This is a genomic window from Nocardia cyriacigeorgica (assembly GCF_029868385.1).
GTDB lineage: Bacteria > Actinomycetota > Actinomycetes > Mycobacteriales > Mycobacteriaceae > Nocardia > Nocardia cyriacigeorgica_F.
Map to the genome: position 1 here is coordinate 342,558 of NZ_JARWNX010000064.1, position 16,799 is coordinate 359,356.

The 16,799-nt window shown below is 66.5% G+C and carries 18 protein-coding genes; 9 read left to right on the forward strand and 9 right to left on the reverse strand.

What is annotated here, in order from left to right; all coding sequences use genetic code 11:
- Nucleotides 1-8: 8 nt before the first annotated feature.
- Nucleotides 9-212, reverse strand: a complete 204-nt coding sequence (locus QH168_RS26945; RefSeq protein WP_280468758.1) for a hypothetical protein — start codon at nt 210-212, stop codon at nt 9-11.
- A gap of 396 nt (nt 213-608) precedes the next feature.
- Between QH168_RS26945 and QH168_RS26950 the strand changes: the two genes are divergently transcribed.
- The 3 genes from QH168_RS26950 (at nt 609) to QH168_RS26960 (ending at nt 2,005) form a co-directional block, all read left to right on the forward strand.
- Nucleotides 609-1,511, forward strand: a complete 903-nt coding sequence (locus tag QH168_RS26950; protein WP_280468760.1) for a helix-turn-helix domain-containing protein — start codon at nt 609-611, stop codon at nt 1,509-1,511.
- Nucleotides 1,508-1,738 carry a DUF397 domain-containing protein gene (locus QH168_RS26955; protein WP_280468762.1) on the forward strand — a complete coding sequence of 77 codons (231 nt, stop codon included), beginning with the start codon at nt 1,508-1,510 and terminating at the stop codon, nt 1,736-1,738. The genes QH168_RS26950 and QH168_RS26955 overlap by 4 nt, the downstream gene beginning before the upstream one ends.
- 69 nt (nt 1,739-1,807) lie before the next feature.
- A complete protein-coding gene (locus QH168_RS26960) occupies nt 1,808-2,005 on the forward strand; it encodes a hypothetical protein (RefSeq protein WP_280468763.1) in 198 nt (65 codons plus the stop codon).
- Between the two features lie 7 nt (nt 2,006-2,012).
- On the opposite strand, the gene QH168_RS26965 is transcribed toward QH168_RS26960, so the two are convergent.
- The 5 genes from QH168_RS26965 to QH168_RS26985 form a co-directional block, all read right to left on the reverse strand.
- Nucleotides 2,013-2,759 carry a succinate dehydrogenase/fumarate reductase iron-sulfur subunit gene (locus QH168_RS26965; RefSeq protein WP_280468765.1) on the reverse strand — a complete coding sequence of 249 codons (747 nt, stop codon included), beginning with the start codon at nt 2,757-2,759 and terminating at the stop codon, nt 2,013-2,015.
- A gap of 2 nt (nt 2,760-2,761) precedes the next feature.
- Nucleotides 2,762-4,699 (reverse strand): fumarate reductase/succinate dehydrogenase flavoprotein subunit, encoded by a 1,938-nt coding sequence (locus QH168_RS26970; protein WP_280468766.1) that lies wholly within the window; start codon nt 4,697-4,699, stop codon nt 2,762-2,764.
- Nucleotides 4,700-4,714: 15 nt separating this feature from the next.
- Nucleotides 4,715-5,545 (reverse strand): hypothetical protein, encoded by an 831-nt coding sequence (locus QH168_RS26975; RefSeq protein WP_280468768.1) that lies wholly within the window; start codon nt 5,543-5,545, stop codon nt 4,715-4,717.
- 274 nt (nt 5,546-5,819) lie between these two features.
- Complete coding sequence (locus QH168_RS26980; RefSeq protein WP_280468770.1) at nt 5,820-6,107, reverse strand: hypothetical protein; 288 nt, start codon at nt 6,105-6,107, stop codon at nt 5,820-5,822.
- Nucleotides 6,108-6,270: 163 nt separating this feature from the next.
- On the reverse strand, nt 6,271-7,239 hold the full coding sequence (locus QH168_RS26985) for an alpha/beta fold hydrolase (protein WP_280468772.1): 969 nt from the start codon (nt 7,237-7,239) through the stop codon (nt 6,271-6,273).
- Nucleotides 7,240-7,663: 424 nt separating this feature from the next.
- Here QH168_RS26985 and QH168_RS26990 point away from each other — a divergent pair, with 424 nt between their 5' ends.
- From QH168_RS26990 to QH168_RS27000, 3 genes are all read left to right on the forward strand, one after another.
- A complete protein-coding gene (locus tag QH168_RS26990; RefSeq protein WP_280468773.1) occupies nt 7,664-9,319 on the forward strand; it encodes a serine/threonine-protein kinase in 1,656 nt (551 codons plus the stop codon).
- Nucleotides 9,259-10,446, forward strand: a complete 1,188-nt coding sequence (locus QH168_RS26995) for a BTAD domain-containing putative transcriptional regulator (RefSeq protein WP_280468774.1) — start codon at nt 9,259-9,261, stop codon at nt 10,444-10,446. The genes QH168_RS26990 and QH168_RS26995 overlap by 61 nt, the downstream gene beginning before the upstream one ends.
- 110 nt (nt 10,447-10,556) lie before the next feature.
- Complete coding sequence (locus QH168_RS27000) at nt 10,557-10,979, forward strand: peptidoglycan-binding domain-containing protein (RefSeq protein ID WP_280468775.1); 423 nt, start codon at nt 10,557-10,559, stop codon at nt 10,977-10,979.
- A gap of 19 nt (nt 10,980-10,998) precedes the next feature.
- Here QH168_RS27000 and QH168_RS27005 read toward each other — a convergent pair whose 3' ends face one another.
- Together QH168_RS27005 and QH168_RS27010 are read right to left on the reverse strand one after the other, a co-directional pair.
- Nucleotides 10,999-12,951 (reverse strand): acyl-CoA dehydrogenase family protein, encoded by a 1,953-nt coding sequence (locus QH168_RS27005; RefSeq protein ID WP_280468776.1) that lies wholly within the window; start codon nt 12,949-12,951, stop codon nt 10,999-11,001.
- Between the two features lie 91 nt (nt 12,952-13,042).
- Nucleotides 13,043-14,227 (reverse strand): AAA family ATPase, encoded by a 1,185-nt coding sequence (locus QH168_RS27010; protein ID WP_280468777.1) that lies wholly within the window; start codon nt 14,225-14,227, stop codon nt 13,043-13,045.
- Nucleotides 14,228-14,378: 151 nt separating this feature from the next.
- Here QH168_RS27010 and QH168_RS27015 point away from each other — a divergent pair, with 151 nt between their 5' ends.
- Nucleotides 14,379-14,654, forward strand: coding sequence for a hypothetical protein (locus QH168_RS27015; RefSeq protein WP_280468778.1), 276 nt, complete (start codon nt 14,379-14,381; stop codon nt 14,652-14,654).
- An 81-nt stretch (nt 14,655-14,735) separates the two neighbouring features.
- Here the strand turns inward: QH168_RS27015 and QH168_RS27020 are convergent, their stop codons facing one another.
- Nucleotides 14,736-15,173, reverse strand: a complete 438-nt coding sequence (locus QH168_RS27020; protein WP_280468779.1) for a hypothetical protein — start codon at nt 15,171-15,173, stop codon at nt 14,736-14,738.
- Between the two features lie 622 nt (nt 15,174-15,795).
- On the opposite strand from QH168_RS27020, the gene QH168_RS27025 reads away from it, so the two are divergent.
- Together QH168_RS27025 and QH168_RS27030 are read left to right on the forward strand one after the other, a co-directional pair.
- Complete coding sequence (locus QH168_RS27025) at nt 15,796-16,386, forward strand: C40 family peptidase (RefSeq protein ID WP_280468938.1); 591 nt, start codon at nt 15,796-15,798, stop codon at nt 16,384-16,386.
- Nucleotides 16,387-16,389: 3 nt separating this feature from the next.
- Complete coding sequence (locus tag QH168_RS27030; protein WP_280468781.1) at nt 16,390-16,791, forward strand: RNA-binding S4 domain-containing protein; 402 nt, start codon at nt 16,390-16,392, stop codon at nt 16,789-16,791.
- The last annotated feature ends 8 nt before the right edge of the window (nt 16,792-16,799 follow it).

The window sequence follows — 16,799 nt, forward strand, 5'->3', positions numbered from 1 at the left end:
CCCCCTCACTACCGCAGCGCTCGATCATCGAGGACGCACCGGCCCGCCTCGACCAGTGTCGCCCGCGCGCGCCGTCGCACCCGGCATTCGTCGACGGTGCAGTCCAGATGTAACTGCATTGCCGCGTGGGCCTGTTCGGATGTCATGACGCCGGGATCGTTGCGGCACGCGAGTAGTGATGCGACGTGCATGTTGAGGTTGGTCAGTTGCATTTACGCGACCTCCGTCCGCGCGGCGCGGCGGGCGCCGGGGGCGGCTGGATCGCCTGACATCGGCGACGACTCGGTGAGGTGTACGGTCATGACTCTCCCCGTTCTGCGTGCGATACCTGGTGCTCGACTACCTGTCCTTCGTGATATCCCTTGCGCGAGGCGACCTTACGGCCTGGCACACTTCCAGCACACCACCGCGGACCGCCCCCGTAGGGGCAGTTTTCGGATCTGCTCACTTTTCGCGCGAATTCCCAGCACAAGATCCGTTCTGGAGTGCAGGATTGCCCATAGTGGACGAAAGATCCATAAGCCCAGGCGAAGTGTGACGGGGGACCGCGCTCGTGGCTCCCCCTGATCGACGGCGCGGGGCCATCCCAGAGCAGAACGGAGCATGCGGTGCCAGCTGGTTCGGTGAGTTCGGGAAGTAAGACCACGAGTCTGCCGCGGCGTCAGCTCGGCCGGTATCTGCGCGATATGCGCACCCAGTCGGGATTGACCATCGCGCAGGCGGCTCGCCTGATGGAATGGGGCGCCAGCACCCTGCAACGGCTGGAGAAGGGGCAGGCCGACCGGATTCGCACCATCGATATCCGGGAGCTGTGCCGGATCTACGGTGTTCCCGATCGACTGGCCGAAGGCCTGGCCGGACTGGCCCAGCAGGCCGACACCCCGAGCTGGTGGCATGCCTTCGGCGATGTCATCCCCGAAACCTTCGACGTCTATGTGGGTTTGGAGGCCGCCGCCGAACGCGTCGCCGCCTATCACCCCGAGATCGTTCCCGGGCTGTTGCAGACCGCGGACTACGCGCGTGCGCTGTACCGCCTCGCCCATCCGGGCGAAACCGAGGCCGCGCTGGAGCAGCGGGTGCAGCTGCGGCTACAACGTCAGGCGCTGATCACCCGCCGGGTCGCACCCGCGACGGTGGACGTGGTCTTGCCGGAGTCGGTGCTGCGCCGGATGGTCGGTGGCGCCAAGGTGATGGCGGCCCAACTGCGCCATCTTGCCGACATCGGCACCAGGGACAATGTCACCGTTCGGGTGCTACCGTTCGCCGCCGGTGCCCCGCTCGGGGTGGGCGTCGGCGCGTTCACCATCCTCGACTTCGGTACCGACCGCGCGGGTCGGCCACTGGAACCGCCGGTCGTGCACGCCGAGGGGCTGACCGGGGATCTGTATCTGGAACGGCCGGTCGATGTGCGCCGGTACCATCGTGCGCACGAGAACCTCCAGCAATGTGCGCTGGACGGTCAATCCAGTAGGCACCTGCTGCGGCAGCTTGCGAAGGAGTTCCTGGCATGAGTATCGACAAGGGCGCCGACATCGACCTGACCGGCGCCACCTGGTTGCGGGCCGGTGAAGGGGAGGGCGGCGACAGTGTCGAGATCGCGCTGCTGGCCGACGGCCATGTCGGCATGCGCGATGGCAAAGATCCCGACGGCCCGGCCTTGATCTTCACGCCGGGTGAATGGGCCGCGTTCACCGCGGGCGTGCTGGACGGCGAATTCGACCGGCCGGGTCGTTCCTGACTCTGCCGCACCGAGAGCCCACGGTCTGCCTGGGGTTTGACCGTTCAGATAACGGGTAGACAACAACTTGTGGACCGTGGGCTGAAAAACTCCCACCTCCTGTACCGCAGATTGCGGCCGCACGATTGGGTCGAATGGCTCATCATCGCGCTGCTTTTCGCGGTGTCGGCGGTGGGTATCTATGTACTCACCGGCTCTTTGGCGTCGGCATTGTTCGTCGGCGGCCTGGTATGGCTGGTGGCAGCGGGCGTGGTAGCCCTGCTCTGAGGTCGGCTCAGCGGCGAAACAGCTTGTTACCCAGCCAGACCAGTGGATCGTACTTCCGATCGACCACCCGCTCCTTCATCGGGATGAGCGCATTGTCGGTGATCTTGATGTGTTCCGGGCACACTTCGGTACAGCATTTGGTGATATTGCAGTAGCCGAGTCCGTGTTCATCCTGGGCCATATCGCGACGGTCGGCGACATCGAGCGGATGCATCTCCAGTTCCGCGATTCGCATGAGGAAACGCGGACCGGAAAACGCCTGCTTGTTCTCTTCGTGATCGCGCACGACATGACAGGTGTTCTGGCACAGAAAACATTCGATGCATTTGCGGAACTCCTGTGAGCGCTCCACATCGACCTGTTTCATCCGATAATCGCCCGGCTTCAGATCCGGGGGCGGTGTGAACGACGGTATCTGCCTGGCCTTCTCGTAATTGAACGACACATCGGCCACCAAATCCTTGATGACGGGGAACGACCGCATCGGCGTCACCGTGATGAGTTCGTCCTGGGTGAAGGTCGACATCCTGGTCATGCACAGCAGCCGTGGCCTGCCGTTCACCTCGGCCGAGCACGAACCGCATTTACCCGCCTTGCAATTCCAGCGCACCGCGAGGTCGGGCGCCTGGGTGGCCTGCAACCGGTGGATGATGTCGAGCACCACCTCGCCTTCGTGCACGGGCACGGTGAAGTCGTGCAGCTCGCCGCCGTCGATATCGCCGCGCCAGATGCGGAACCTGGCGTCGTAACCCATGGTCAGGCCTCTCCGTCGGTGGAAACACCGGTCGCCGGGTGCCCGGCGAGTTCGGCTCGGGTGTAATACTTCTCGAGTTCGGCCAGGTCGAACAGCGCCAGCAGTTCGGGCCGCATCGGCGGTTGATCCTCGACGGTCACCGCCACACCTGGCACGGCGGCGTCGGACCGCGCCGGATCCAGCGTGCAGACGAGCAGTTTGTTGCGCCATTGTGGATCCATGGCCGGATGATCGTCGCGGGTGTGTCCGCCGCGGCTCTCGGTGCGCAGCAGCGCCGCATCGGCGACACATTCGCTGACCAGCAACATATTGCGCAGGTCGAGGGCGAGGTGCCAGCCGGGATTGAACTGGCGGTGCCCCTCCACGGTCACCGCCCGGTACCGGGTGCGCAGCTCGGCCAGTGTGTCGATGGCCTCGCGCACCTCGTGTTCCTTGCGGATGATGCCGACCAGATCGTTCATGGTCTGCTGGAGATCGGTGTGCAGGGTGTAGGGGTTCTCCCCGGTGCCCGTGGCGGGCGGATCGAACGGCGCGAGCGCGGTTTTCGCCGCCGCGGCGATATCGGCATCGGCCACCGACGGCCGGTCCCGCAGACCCTCCACATAGGCGGCGGCGCCGAGTCCGGCCCTGCGTCCGAAGACCAACAGGTCCGACAGCGAGTTGCCGCCGAGCCGGTTCGAGCCGTGCATACCGCCGGAACATTCACCCGCCGCGAACAATCCCGGTACCCGCGCGGCGCCGGTATCGGGATCGACCTCGATCCCGCCCATTACGTAATGGCAGGTCGGGCCCACCTCCATGGGTTCCTTGGTGATGTCGACATCGGCCAGTTCCTTGAATTGATGATGCATCGACGGCAGCCTGCGCACGATCTCCTCGGCGGGCATACGGGAGGCGATATCCAGATACACACCACCGTGCTCGGTGCCGCGACCGGCCTTGACCTCCTCGTTGATGGCGCGGGCCACCTCATCGCGCGGCAGCAGATCGGGAGTGCGGCGCGCGGAATCGTTATCGCGCAACCACTGATCGGCCTCGGCCTCGGTCTCGGCGTACTGGCCCTTGAACACCGCGGGAATGTAGTCGAACATGAACCGCTTGCCATCGGTGTTCTTCAGGACCCCGCCGTCGCCGCGCACACCCTCGGTGACCAGGATTCCCTTCACGCTCGGCGGCCAGACCATGCCGGTCGGGTGGAACTGCAAGAACTCCATATTGATCAGCGCGGCTCCGGCCCGCAGCGCGAGGGCGTGCCCGTCGCCGGTGTACTCCCAGGAGTTCGAGGTGACCTTGTAGGACTTGCCGATGCCGCCGGTGGCCAGCACCACCGCCGGGGTCTCGAAGAGGATGAACCGGCCCGATTCGCGCCAGTAGCCGAACGCACCGCTGATCCGGTCGCCGTCTTTGAGCAGTTCGGTCACCGTGCATTCGGCGAAGACCTTGATCCGCGATTCGTAATCGCCGGTCTCGGCGAAATCCTCCTGTTGCAGCGAGACGATCTTCTGCTGCATGGTCCGGATGATCTCGAGCCCGGTCCGGTCGCCGACATGGGCGAGGCGTGGATAGGTGTGGCCGCCGAAATTGCGCTGGCTGATCCGGCCGTCGGGCGTCCGATCGAACAGCGCACCATAGCTTTCCAGCTCCCAGACCCGGTCCGGTGCTTCGCGCGCGTGTAGTTCGGCCATCCGCCAGTTGTTGAGGAACTTGCCGCCGCGCATGGTGTCGCGGTAGTGGGTCTCCCAGTTGTCCTTGTCGTTGGCATTGCCCATGGAAGCCGCGCAACCACCCTCGGCCATCACGGTATGTGCCTTACCGAACAGCGATTTACACACCACCGCCACCGAGAGGCCGTGTTCTCGTGCCTCGATCACCGCGCGCAGTCCGGCGCCACCGGCACCGATCACGACGACGTCGTATGCGTGCCGTTCCACTTCTGGCATAGCCGCGAAAACTCCTCAGTCGATGAAGCGAAGATCCGAAATCGTCCCGCTGGCAACCAACATCACGTAGAAGTCGGTCAGCATGAGCGTGCCGAGGGTGGTCCAGGCCAGGGCCATATGCCTGGTGTTCAGCTTGGAGACCTGGGTCCAGAGCCAGTACCGCACCGGATGGGCGGAGAAGTGTTTGAGCCTGCCGCCCGCGATATGTCGGCAGGAATGGCATGACACGGTGTAGGCCCACAGCAGGATCACATTGCCGGTGAGGATCAGACTGCCCAGTCCCATGCCGAATCCGCCGGATGCGCCGTGATAGGCGCCGATGGCGTCGTAGGTGTTGATCACCGAGATGATCACCGCGACGTAGAAGAAATAGCGGTGCACGTTCTGGATGATCAACGGCAGCCTGGTCTCACCGCTGTAGGCCCTGTGCGGTTCGGCCACCGCGCAGGCTGGCGGCGACAGCCACACCGACCGGTAGTAGGCCTTGCGGTAGTAGTAGCAGGTCAGCCGGAAGCCGAGCAGGAACGGCAGCGCCACGAAACCGAGCGGCAGGATCGCCGGGATCTCCCCGAACGGCGTACCGAAATGGCTGGACCCCGCCACGCACGAGGTGCTCAGGCACGGTGAGTAGAACGGGGTCAGATAGTGGTAGTCGGCGACCCAATATGCCGTGCGCACATACGATCTGATCGTCGCGTAGATCACGAATGTGGCCAGACCGAGCACCGTGAACAGTGGGGGCACCCACCATCGGTCGGTGCGCAGCGTCTGCTGCGAGATGCGGGCCCTGGTCCTGCTGAATACGCCGGTGCCCGATTCCGGGGTCACGGTCGGTGCGGCACTCACCGGTCGATCCCTCGCTGATCCGCGGTGCGGGTGGTCATCATTACCTCCGCGATCGAATGTGATGAGGAGCACCATACGCCGGGGGTGCTAGCGCTCGAGCAGGGTCTCGCCGACGCGGACCCTCTCGCGAGGTGGTGATTTCCATCACAGTCGATCGGCTGACGATGGCTGCGCGCCGGTGTGGTGAACCGGTGGCAACTCGTCGAGGTGGGAACCAATCCCGAGGTGAACGCACGACGTCCGCCCACGCGATGCGGGCGGACGTCGGGTGGGGCTACTTCGTGCGCGGACGCGAATGGAAGCCGAGGCCTTCGTCCTGCGCGCCCATCCAGGCGGCCTCGTCGGACTTGCTGTCCGGGACATAGATGGGAGCCTGTGAGCGCCTGGTCACCACCGGCGGTGGTGACTGCTCGAGCTCGTCGGTGTCGATGGCGAGCCGCTCCAGATCGTTTTCCAGGCGGCGCACCGTATTGGCGTCGCCGTAGTTCGCGCGCAGTGCCTCTATGGACTGCCGGAGTTGGCCGACGGCGTAGCGGAGATCCGCGAATTCGCTGCGTGTCATCGATTCCTCCTGAGTTCATACCCGGTCATCCGGATCGGCTACCGCGCGGACCTCGCTGGCCGCGTGACGGCGTGTCGTGTGACCGACCACACATCGTGATCTACAACACAGTAGCTCGAGTTCGCGGAATCGGCTCGTCGAGTACCGGCGAGTAGGTAAACGATCATCCGGCGACCGCGTACTCCCTGCCGTGTCCGCTGGCCGCACCGAAGGCCCGCTCGACCAATCCGGCCACCGAGGCGGCGACCTCCTCCGCCCGTTCGAGGATCACGCCGTGACCTGCTCCTTCGAGTCGGACCAGTTCCGAGTCCGACAGCTGCGAGGCCAGGGCGACCGAATGTGCGAACGGGACGATGATGTCGGCGGTGCCCGCGAGCACCAGTGCGGGGATCGCGCCGAGTCGATGCAGGGCGGCGGTCTCGTCGAAGGCCATCAGGGAGGCGAGGAATCCGGCCATGGTGAGCAGCGAGGTCTCGTTCAGCATGGCGGTGGCGAGCGCGACCAGGCGCGGATTCACCTTTCTGGTACCGAAATTCGCATCCCGGACGATAGGTTCGAGGATTCGCCGCGACAGCCTTTTCGATGCCTGCATGAATCGCGGCGCCCGGCGCACCGCGAAATGCAGTGAATTCACCGCATGCCGATTCAGCAGTCGGCCGAGTCCCACCTCGGTGAGCCCGTTGGCCGCGCCCGCGATGAGTCCGACCCCGACGACCCTGGTCCCGATCGTCTGCGGGAACAGCCGCGAATAAGCCAGCACCACCATGGCGCCCATGGAATGCCCGACCAGCACCACCGGTCCGCTCGGCGCCACCGTCCGCAGCACAGTGTCCAGATCGCGGGCGAGCTGTTCGATGGTGTAGGTCGCGGTATCGCCCGCGCCGGATTCACCGTGGCCGCGGTGGTCGTAGAACACCATCTGGGTGTCCTCGCCCCACTGGCGCAGTAGGTGCTCGCGCAGATACGACCACGATTCGGTGCGCAGGCAGTGTCCGTGCACGAAGACCACCGTCAGCGGCGCGGTCTCGGAGCCGAAGGTGCGCACGGCGAGCGGGACGCCGTCGTCGGTGGACACCGTGATGCGATGGCCGTCGTAATCGGCGGCCCGGCGAGCGAGGGTCGTCGTCGACATGAATTTCTCCTGTCTGGCCTCACCGTGCGATATGCGCCCGCACCGTGGTCGGAGCGTTCTTGTCCGCTTGTCGCTACCCGATTGCGCCTCGTTAGCCGCGCGGACCTGGCGTTATGCACACGTTGCCGAACCGAGTCCGGTGGTCGATCTGGTGTGGAGGCGAGTCGACAGGTGAATCTTGACCTATCTAGCGGTTCAGCTAGAAATGCGCAGAAAGTGCTGAGGGGATTCGTCAGGCTTGTATTCGGCAATCGATCGTATTCGCTAGATATCGGAAGATTCTGCTCGCGGCGGGTTCGAGCGTGTGCCGAGGTTCCGTTCTCGTATCCGCGAAAAGTCTTGTAGCGTATGCGAACCGACAGATCGCGCAGCACTGCGCCGGATACTTCGTGCGGGCGGGCGCCGGGACCTCAGAGGACGACACGTGGTACTGCGGTTGGGTGAACCGTTCGCCGGATATCGGATCGAGGATGTGCTCGGCGCGGGCGGAATGGGTGTGGTCTACCGCGCCGTCCATCCGCGTCTACCGAGAACGGTGGCGCTGAAGGTCCTCGACCCGGCGAAGGCGGGCAGGCGCAATATCCAGCTGTTCGGGCGGGAAGCCGATCTGGTGTGCGGGCTCTCCCACGACAACATCGTCACGATCGGGGACCGTGGTGAGACCGACGGCGTCTGCTGGATCGAGATGGAGTACGTCGACGGTCACGATGCCGCCGAACTGCTGGCCCTCGAACCGCGCGGGCTCGACCCCGGCCGCGCCGTGCGCATCATCGCCGATGCGGCCATCGGCCTCGATTACGCCCACCGCAACAATGTCGTCCACCGCGATATCAAGCCGTCCAACCTGCTGGTCACCATATTCGACGGCCGGGAGCGCACCCTGGTCGCCGATTTCGGCATCGCCCGCAGCCTCGATGACGCGGCCACCCTCACCATGGCGGACACGCGCGAATACACCCCGCACTACGTCGCGCCGGAACGGTTCGTCAGCTCCGTGCCCGACCACCGATCCGATATCTACTCCCTCGGCGCCTCCCTCTACCAGCTGCTGACGGGTTCGGTGCCCTATCCCGGCCGCGGCAATCGAGAACTGATCCACGCCCACCGCCATGAGCCCGCCCCGGTCCCGACCGCGCTGCGCCCGGCGTTGCCCGCCGCCCTGGACGCGGTGATCGCCAAGGCCATGGCGAAGGAACCCGACCTGCGCTACCAGTCCTGCGCCGAACTCGCCGCCGCCGCCCGCGCGGCGTTGGACGGCGTGTCATCGCCGCAGCCTGGCGAAACGGCCGGGTATGCGGTGGATCCGCACGCGGTGTCACCCAGCACCACGCTCCCCGACGACACGACGTCCACCACGCGGGAATCGGCTGCCTCGACGACGACATCCGCCGAATCGAGTGATCCGGCAACGGTCGATTCCGCAGCCACCGCCGACGCAACGAATACCGGTGCGCATCCGCCCACGAACACCGAGGAGACCGCACCCGAGCCGCTGGACGATGCGGTTCGCGGCGCCGGGCGAGCGGAGTCGGGTGAAACGTCTCATCCGGCACCCGGCTCGACCGCTGGTCGCGGCATTGCGCGCTGGTGGCCGGTCGCGGCGGCCGTCGTGGTGGGCGCGGTGGCCGTCGGTGTCGTCCTGTTCGGTGTGGGATCCGAACCCGACGCGCCAGCGGGATCCGGCGCCGCCGTGTCACCGGGATCGCCCGGCGACGCGGGTGAACGCCTCAGCGCGCGCTGCTACTGGCCGATCCGTCTTCCGGCCGGTGCGGGCACATATGTGCAGGTGCCGAGCCGCGAACACGACCGCGACGACTCGCTGTGCATTCTCAACCAGGGTGATCGCGGCGACGGTGTCGCCGCCGTGCAGCGCGCGCTGTCGCTGTGCCATGCCATCCCGGTCGCCGTCAATGGCGTATACGACCACCCCACCATGACCGCGATACGTCATCTGCAACAGGACAACGGCGTCAAGGTCGATGGCATCTACGGCCCGCAGACGCGTACCGAAGTGGTCGAATGGCCGGTGTTCGCGGAATCGGACGGCCGTTTCTCCGGTACCTGTCGGCGGTCGAGCTGAACGCCGCGATAGACCTCCGGCTGCTCGGGCCGGTAAGGCTGCTGGTCGAGGGCCGCCCGCTCGACATCCGCGCCAATCTGACACTGACCACCCTGGCCGTACTGGCAGACGCCCGCGGCGCCGCGCTCTCGCCCGAGCAGCTCGGCAACCACGTCTGGGACGACAATCCACCGCCCACCTACCGGAAGGCGCTACAGAACCGGATCGCCGAGATCCGATCCGCCCTCCGCGCGGCCGGTCTGGCCGACACCGAGCTGCTGCGCACCGATAACGGCTGCTACCGGCTCGCCATCGGCCGTGAGCACTGCGATGCCAGCCGATTCGCCGATCTGCGTATCCGGGCCGCATCGGCCCGCGACCACGGCGATCACCCACGGGCCGCCGCGCTGCTGCGGCAGGCGCTCGACGAATGGACCGGGTCGGGGTTGGACGGGCTCGGGCCGTCGAAGTTCGTCGACATGTTCGTCACGCGGTTCGGTGAGGAGCGAAAACAGGCGCTCAACGACCGGATCGATATGGATCTGAGGTGCGGGCGCGCGGCCGAGATCATCGGCGAACTGCGGGTGCTGGCCGACGCCGCACCCACCGATGAGGCGGCCTGGCTCCGATTCGGGACCGCGCTGTATCAATGCGGCCGCGACGACGAAGCCCTGGCCGCCTGCCGGGCCGTCCTCGATCGGCGTCGCGCGCAGGGCATGGACGCGGCCCCGGCGCTGTGGTCGTTGCAGGAACGGATTCTGCGGCATGAGCCGCTGCCGGAAGTCGCGGGCGCGGTGCTCGCGCGTCGAGTCGTCGCCGAACAGGCCACCGTTCAGGAATCGCCCGGTGCGGTGGTGCTCGCCACTGTGGACGGGCAGCGTTTCGAGGTGACCGCGGCGGGCCTCACCATCGGGCGCGGCGCGGGCAACGATATCCGGCTGACCGATCCGAAGGTGAGCCGTGATCACGCCCGCGTCGACACCGACGGGGAGACCGCGCGGATCGAGGACCTCGGATCGTCCAACGGCGTCTACGTCAACGATCGGCGGATCGACCCGTCCGGTGTCATCGAGCCGGGCGACCGGATCCGGCTCGGCTCCACCTTGCTTCGGGTGTGTCCGGCAGGTGCGCTGACGCCGGACTGGTGAGCCATTACCGCGGCGTTACCGAGGTATTGGCGCGGATTCCTACATTCGGTTCATCGGATTCGGAGCAGCTCCGAATCACTTGTCCGGCAGTGGAAGACGAGGAGATCCAGATGAATCGAATGAACCGGATGCGCCGCAATGGGGCCCGCCGAGCGCTGCGCGCGGTGATGATCGCGGCGGTGGCCGCGAGCGCGTTCGGCGCGGTCGCGCACGCCTCCCCGGAGGAGGCCTCCCCCGGCGGGGAATCGGCGGGGCGGGGTTCGGCCGCGGCGGTGCAGACATTGGTCGACTGCGCCGCCGAGGGGGACACATTGCGATCGGGCGCGCGCGGCGACTGCGTCTCGGCGGTGCAGAGGTTCCTCAGCGGGAATTACGGCAACGGCAGCGTCGCCGTCGACGGAAAGTACGGCGATGACACCATCGCGGCGGTACGCAATTTCCAGCGCCACGTCGGCATCCGCGCGGACGGCGTCGTCGGGTCGGATACCTGGCAGATGATGATGCGTATGTGTGGGAGGGACGGCACCTGCTGATCGGCGCGCTGTCGGCCCGTCAGGTGCCCACCCGGCGGGTCGACGGCAGGAACGGGCGCAGCAGATTGGCTTCGGTGGACGGTCCGAACTGCCATTCGGCGATCCACGGGCCGGTGCCCTCGCTCGGATCCAGCACACCGTCCTCGAGCCAATCGTGGCGCCCGTCGAGGATGCCGCGGGTGAGGGTGCGGTCTTCGTCGTCGGTGTTGTCCCACAGCGCGTCGAACAGGGCCCGCACCCGCGCCCGTGACTGTCGGCAGAAGGTGTCGGCCAGCTCGGTGGCCGAGCTCGCCTCCACGGCGCCGGCGGTCCGCAGGTCCTGGGCCCGGACGCAGGCCGCCGACATGGCGAACAGCTCCGCGCCGATATCGACGATGCGGCCGAGGAAGTTCTGCCGGTACTCCAGCCCGGCCTGCCAGCGCGCCATCGCGTACATCAGCGACCGCGCCTGCTTGCGGGCATTGCGTTCGACGAAACGCAGATGCGTGGCCAGCGGGCCGAATTCGGGATAGCTCGCCGGTACGGTGCCCGCGCCGACGGCCAGCTGCGGAAACCATTTGGCATAGAACCCACCGGCGCCGACCGCGGCCTTGGCCTTGTCCTTCAACTCCGCGTCGCGGTCGACCAGCGCCCCCGCGGCGGCCATATGCGCATCGGCCATCTCCCTGGCGATCAACAGCCGCATGATCTCGCTCGAACCCTCGAAGATCCGGTTGATCCGCAGATCGCGCAGCACCTGTTCGGCGGGGACGGCGCGTTCCCCACGCGCGGCCAGCGAGGCGGCGGTCTCATAGCCGCGCCCACCACGGATCTGAACCAGCTCGTCGACCACCCGGCAGCTCATCTCGCTCGACCACAGTTTGGCCAGCGCGGCTTCGATCCTGATGTCGTTGCGGCCCTCGTCGCACATGGTGGCCGACAGATCGAGCACGGCTTCCAGGGCGAAGGTGGTGGCGGCGATGAACGACAACTTTGCCCCGACGGCGGCGTGCTCACCGACGGGCCTGCCCCACTGCACCCGCTGGGTACTCCATTCACGGGCGATCTTGAGCGACCACTTCGACGCCGCCGTGCACAGGGCGGGGATGGCGAGCCTGCCCGCGTTCAACGTGGTGAGCGCGATCTTGAGCCCGTCGCCCTCACGGCCGATCAGATTGCGCGCCGGTACCCGGACGTTGTGCATCCTGGTCACGCCGTTCTCGATACCGCGCAGACCCATGAACGAATTGCGCCGCTCCACCGTCAATCCCGGTGAATCGGCCTCGACCACGAAGGCCGAGATGCCGCCGCGATGCCCTTCACTCTTGGGTACGCGCGCCATCACCACCAGCAGTTCGGCCACGACGCCGTTGGTGGTCCAGAGCTTCACCCCGTTGAGTTCATAGGCTTCGCCGTCCTCGATCGGTGTCGCGGTGCTGGCCATACGGGCCGGATCGGAACCGACATCGGGTTCGGTGAGCAGGAACGCGCTGACCGCGCCCGCGGCGCAGCGCGGCAGGAATTCGCGCTTCTGGTCGTCGGTGCCCGCGAGTTTCAGCGGTTCGGGCACGCCGATGGACTGATGCGCCGACAGCAGCACCCCGAGGCTGGGATGGGTCGAGCCCACCAGCATGAGGGCGCGGTTGTAGCCGTACTGGGAAAGCCCCTGGCCGCCGTATTCGCGCGGGATCTTCAGACCGAAACAGCCGAGGTCGGCCAGCGCGCTGACGTAATCGTCGGGGATGCGGGATTGTGCTTCGATCACCGCGCCGTCCATATCCGCGCAGACCGGACGCAGCCGGGCCAGGAATTCGTCGGTGCGGTCGGTGTCCTCGGCGGTGGGACGCGGATAGGGGTGGATCAGATCGAGCCGGAAGCGCCCGAGAAACATCTCCTTGGCGAACGATGGCTTGGCCCAGCCGGTTTCGCGGGATTCTTCGACGAGTGCGCGGGCCTGTTCCTCGGTGGCGTCGACTTTCGCGGTGGTGGCCATATCTGCTCCTCGGAAGTGATCGGGATCACATCCGAGTGTAGGAAAGTCGGTTACCCGCCGGTAGGTCTGGAGCGCAGGTATTTCTACCGGGCTAGGCCACGCTGCGCAGATAGCGGCCGAAATGCGGCACGGTGAACCCGATCGTCCCGCGTTCGGCCGAATAGATCAGGCCCTTCTTGATCAGGCCGTCACGCGCCGGTGACAGCGACGCCGGTTTCCGGCCGAGTTCGGAGGCCACCGCCGAGGTCGCGACCGGGCCGTCGTCGCCGGACAGATCGGCCATCGCACGCATGTACTCGCGTTCGGCCGGGGTCGCGCGTTCATACCGCGAGCCGAAGAAGCCGACCGCGAGTTCCTCCTCGGCGGTCGGCGCCGCGACTTCGACGTCCTCGGCGGTGATCGGGCTACCGGGAGCCTGATCCCAGGTGGCCTTGCCGTAGGCCTGTACGAAATACGGGTAGCCGTCGGCCTTCTGGTAGAGCGCGCGCAAGGCGTCGTCGGTGAACTTCACCTCTTCGCGTTCGGCGGGCGCGATCAGCGCCTTATCGGCCGATTCCCGATCCAGCCGGTCGATCCGGTGATAGCTGAACAGCCGCTCGGAATAGCTCTTGGACGCCGAGAGCACCGCGGGCAGATGTGGCAGTCCCGCGCCGACCACGATCAGCGGCGCCGCGTCCTGGCTCAACTCGTGGCAGGCGCCGCAGATGGCCGAGATATCGGCCGGGCCCAGATCCTGCATCTCATCGATGAAGATCGCGATCCCCACCCCGATATCCGCAGCCAGCGCGGCCGCCTCGATCAGCAGTTCCACCAGGTCGATCTCGATATCGCCGGAATCGGCGCGGCCGGTCACCGCCGGTACGTCGATACCGGGCTGCCAGCGTTCCCGCATGCCCTTGTCGGCGGTGGAGCGCAGTGCGAAGGCCTTGAGGATACCGAGGAAATCGTCCACCCGTTCCGGATTGCGGTGTGCCATCGCGATGGCGCGCACCGCCATGTGCAGCGCCGAGGAGAGTGGGCGCCGCAATTCCTGATCGGGTCTGGCCTCGATCTTGCCGGTGCCCCAGCCGCGCGAGACGGCGGCCGAGCGAAGCTGGTTGAGCAGCACGGTCTTTCCGACCCCGCGCAGGCCGGTGAGCACGACGCTGCGTTCGGGCCTGCCACGCGCGATGCGCTCGAGCACGATATCGAAGGCGTCGAGTTGTTTGCCACGCCCGGCCAATTCGGGCGGGCGCTGTCCGGCGCCCGGAGCATACGGATTGCGCACGGGGTCCATGCCTCGACACCGTAGCGCGTTCGATCAGCGATATCTGGGGATCTCTACGGCGTGTCCTAGATACGGCTATCGGATCATGATCACGCAGCGGCGGCACCGGCGCCGACGGCACCGAAACTAAGCTGGGTTTCCCCGAGGATTGGAGTCACACATGTCCGGCGACGAGGACATTCCCTCCGGCACGGCCGAGGTCGTCGAGTCCTGGGAGGTTCCGGCCGGATCGGTGGTCGCACGCCGGATTCGCGCCAATATTCTGATCGCCATCGAACGCGGCTACGACGATCCGCAGTTGGTGGCCGATCTGGCCGTCGGTCCGCTGGTGATGGCGGTCGGGCAATTGGAGGTCGAGTTGGCCGCGGCGCGGCGCCGGATCGAGGAACTCGAGCGGACGGTCGCCGATATCGCGAGTGGGTCGGCCCCCTCGTGACCACGCGGTGGTCCGGACCTGGGGCTGGTCCGCACCGCCGGTCGTGCCCGCGTCGGGCGAGGGGAGTCCGTGGCCGAGCGGTCAGGGCATTACCGCGCAACCGGATCCGGTGTTGATGCCGGTGCCGACCACGATGATCTGTGGCGGCGAGGGGACTCCCCCTTGCCACGCCAGGATGGCGTGTGTGCCGGGTGTGGCCGGTGTCCAGGTCGTGGTCGCGGTCAGGCCGGTCGGGTTCTTCGGATTCGGATTGAATGTCGCGCCCGTACCGTTATCGCTGAAGTGGACGGGTTGGCCCGGGTTGTCGACCGATGCGGTCACCTGGTACGAGCAGCCGGTCCCGTACGGGGTGCCCAGTCCGATGCTCATCCCCGGTTGCACATTGACGCCGAGCGCCCCCGCTCCCGCGGTCGGCGCCGCGATCGTGAATGCGGCCGCGGCCGCGCCCAATCCGGTCACGGCGATACCGATCCGGGTGCCGCGTCGTCTACGAGCCCTGGTCGATGTGGTTGTACGCATGATTGATCACTTCCATTCGATTCGATCGCGGCCCGATCGGTCCGCTGTATCGAGCATCTGTCCGCTCCGGTTCCGGAACGCGAGTAGATGGCTACGTCAATCGAGGTGATCGACCTACCCCATCGCGGGCGGCCATGGGTGATTGCTGTGCGGATGCCGAGTTGTCCACCACCGCGTACCGAGGTACCTCGTAGCGCTGTGACCAGTTCGGACGCTGGCCCGACTTCGGCATCGGTCGGATAACGGGATCAGTTCGGCGATATCGGTACGTTATTCCGAGGTCGGTTCGGCCAATGATCAGGTTTCGCACTGTGTTTGCATTCGCGTATGCAGTTCGGGGAAAGTCCCTGCTCTGTGCGCTGGACAACATCGCGTCGGCACCGTAATCTTCTCGTGACTTAGTGGAGTCTGTCGCTTCGTCAGAGAGGCGGCGCCACCTGAGTCACCGCTTCATCGTCGGTCGGGATTCGTGGATCTCGGCTGTCGAACCGAGCCTCGACAGGTTGTACCCAGCCTCGTTCGGTCGGCGGTAGAGCACGAAGATCGGAGACGCAGCTCAGTGGGTAAACACAGCTTGCAGCGGGATTCTCGTTTGCCGAATTCCGTCAAGAGTGCGCTCGTCATGGGCGCGGTGGCAGCATCCACAGGGGCCATGCCCGCCATTTCGGCATCGGCGGCCACGATCGACATCCCCGGCGTCGGCAAGTTCGACGTGGACGTTCCGCCCGAGTTCGAGCAGCCGGTGGAACAGCTCAACAATCAGTTGCAGGCCGCGATGGCCCCGCACGCACAGGGCGGGCCGCAGGCCGCCGCCCCGGCGCCGGGAGTCCCCGGTTTCGCCCCGGTGATGCCGGGCATGTTCGACAACTCCCCCGGCGATATCGCCCTCAATGCCGCCAAGACCAAGGTCGGCGCCCAGTACTCCTGGGGCGCGGCGGGCCCGTTCAGCTTCGACTGCTCCGGTCTGGTCCAGTGGGCCTACCGGCAGGCCGGAGTCCAGTTGCCACGCACCAGCTTCGAACAGTCGCACGTCGGCGCTCCGGTGTCGTTCAACGAACTGCGTCCCGGCGATATCGTCATCACCAACGGTGGCGGTCACGTCGGCATCTACGCGGGCGGCGGTCAGCTGCTCAATGCGGTGCAGTCCGGCACCCCGGTCTCCTACACCTCGCTGACCCCCGACGACGTGGTCACCGCACGCCGTATCCTCTGACGAGTGGCCCGCGCCGAACCCGGCAACCAGAACACCGCAGTCCAGGCCCGAGTGGATTCCTGGACGTGGGCGGTGCGCCTGTTCAAAACCCGCTCCGCGGCGGCCGAAGCCTGCCGCGGCGGACATGTCCGCGTCAACGGCGCCACCGCCAAACCCGCCCAGCCCGTCCGGCCGGGTGATGAGGTCCGCATCAGGGTCAGCGGGATCGAACGCATCGTGATCGTCGAGCGCGTCATCAGCAAACGAGTCAGCGCTCCGATCGCCGCACAATGCCTGATCGACCGCAGCCCGCCGCCACCGTCGCGGGAAATCCTGGCCACCATGCCGCGCCGCGACCGTGGCGCCGGTCGGCCGACCAAACGTGAACGCCGCGAAACCGACAGGCTACTCGGGCGTACCGACTGAGCGCGCCA

What these genes read in the sequence shown, in the direction of transcription:
- QH168_RS27025 (WP_280468938.1), top strand. Translation starts at nt 15,796, where the DNA reads ATGGGCGCGGTGGCAGCATCCACAGGGGCCATGCCCGCCATTTCGGCA.
- QH168_RS26980 (WP_280468770.1), bottom strand. Translation starts at nt 6,107, where the DNA reads ATGACACGCAGCGAATTCGCGGATCTCCGCTACGCCGTCGGCCAACTC.
- QH168_RS26955 (WP_280468762.1), top strand. Translation starts at nt 1,508, where the DNA reads ATGAGTATCGACAAGGGCGCCGACATCGACCTGACCGGCGCCACCTGG.
- QH168_RS27020 (WP_280468779.1), bottom strand. Translation starts at nt 15,173, where the DNA reads ATGCGTACAACCACATCGACCAGGGCTCGTAGACGACGCGGCACCCGG.
- QH168_RS26985 (WP_280468772.1), bottom strand. Translation starts at nt 7,239, where the DNA reads ATGTCGACGACGACCCTCGCTCGCCGGGCCGCCGATTACGACGGCCAT.
- QH168_RS26970 (WP_280468766.1), bottom strand. Translation starts at nt 4,699, where the DNA reads ATGCCAGAAGTGGAACGGCACGCATACGACGTCGTCGTGATCGGTGCC.
- QH168_RS26965 (WP_280468765.1), bottom strand. Translation starts at nt 2,759, where the DNA reads ATGGGTTACGACGCCAGGTTCCGCATCTGGCGCGGCGATATCGACGGC.
- QH168_RS27010 (WP_280468777.1), bottom strand. Translation starts at nt 14,227, where the DNA reads ATGGACCCCGTGCGCAATCCGTATGCTCCGGGCGCCGGACAGCGCCCG.
- QH168_RS27015 (WP_280468778.1), top strand. Translation starts at nt 14,379, where the DNA reads ATGTCCGGCGACGAGGACATTCCCTCCGGCACGGCCGAGGTCGTCGAG.
- QH168_RS26995 (WP_280468774.1), top strand. Translation starts at nt 9,259, where the DNA reads ATGGCCGGTGTTCGCGGAATCGGACGGCCGTTTCTCCGGTACCTGTCG.
- QH168_RS26945 (WP_280468758.1), bottom strand. Translation starts at nt 212, where the DNA reads ATGCAACTGACCAACCTCAACATGCACGTCGCATCACTACTCGCGTGC.
- QH168_RS27000 (WP_280468775.1), top strand. Translation starts at nt 10,557, where the DNA reads ATGAATCGAATGAACCGGATGCGCCGCAATGGGGCCCGCCGAGCGCTG.
- QH168_RS27005 (WP_280468776.1), bottom strand. Translation starts at nt 12,951, where the DNA reads ATGGCCACCACCGCGAAAGTCGACGCCACCGAGGAACAGGCCCGCGCA.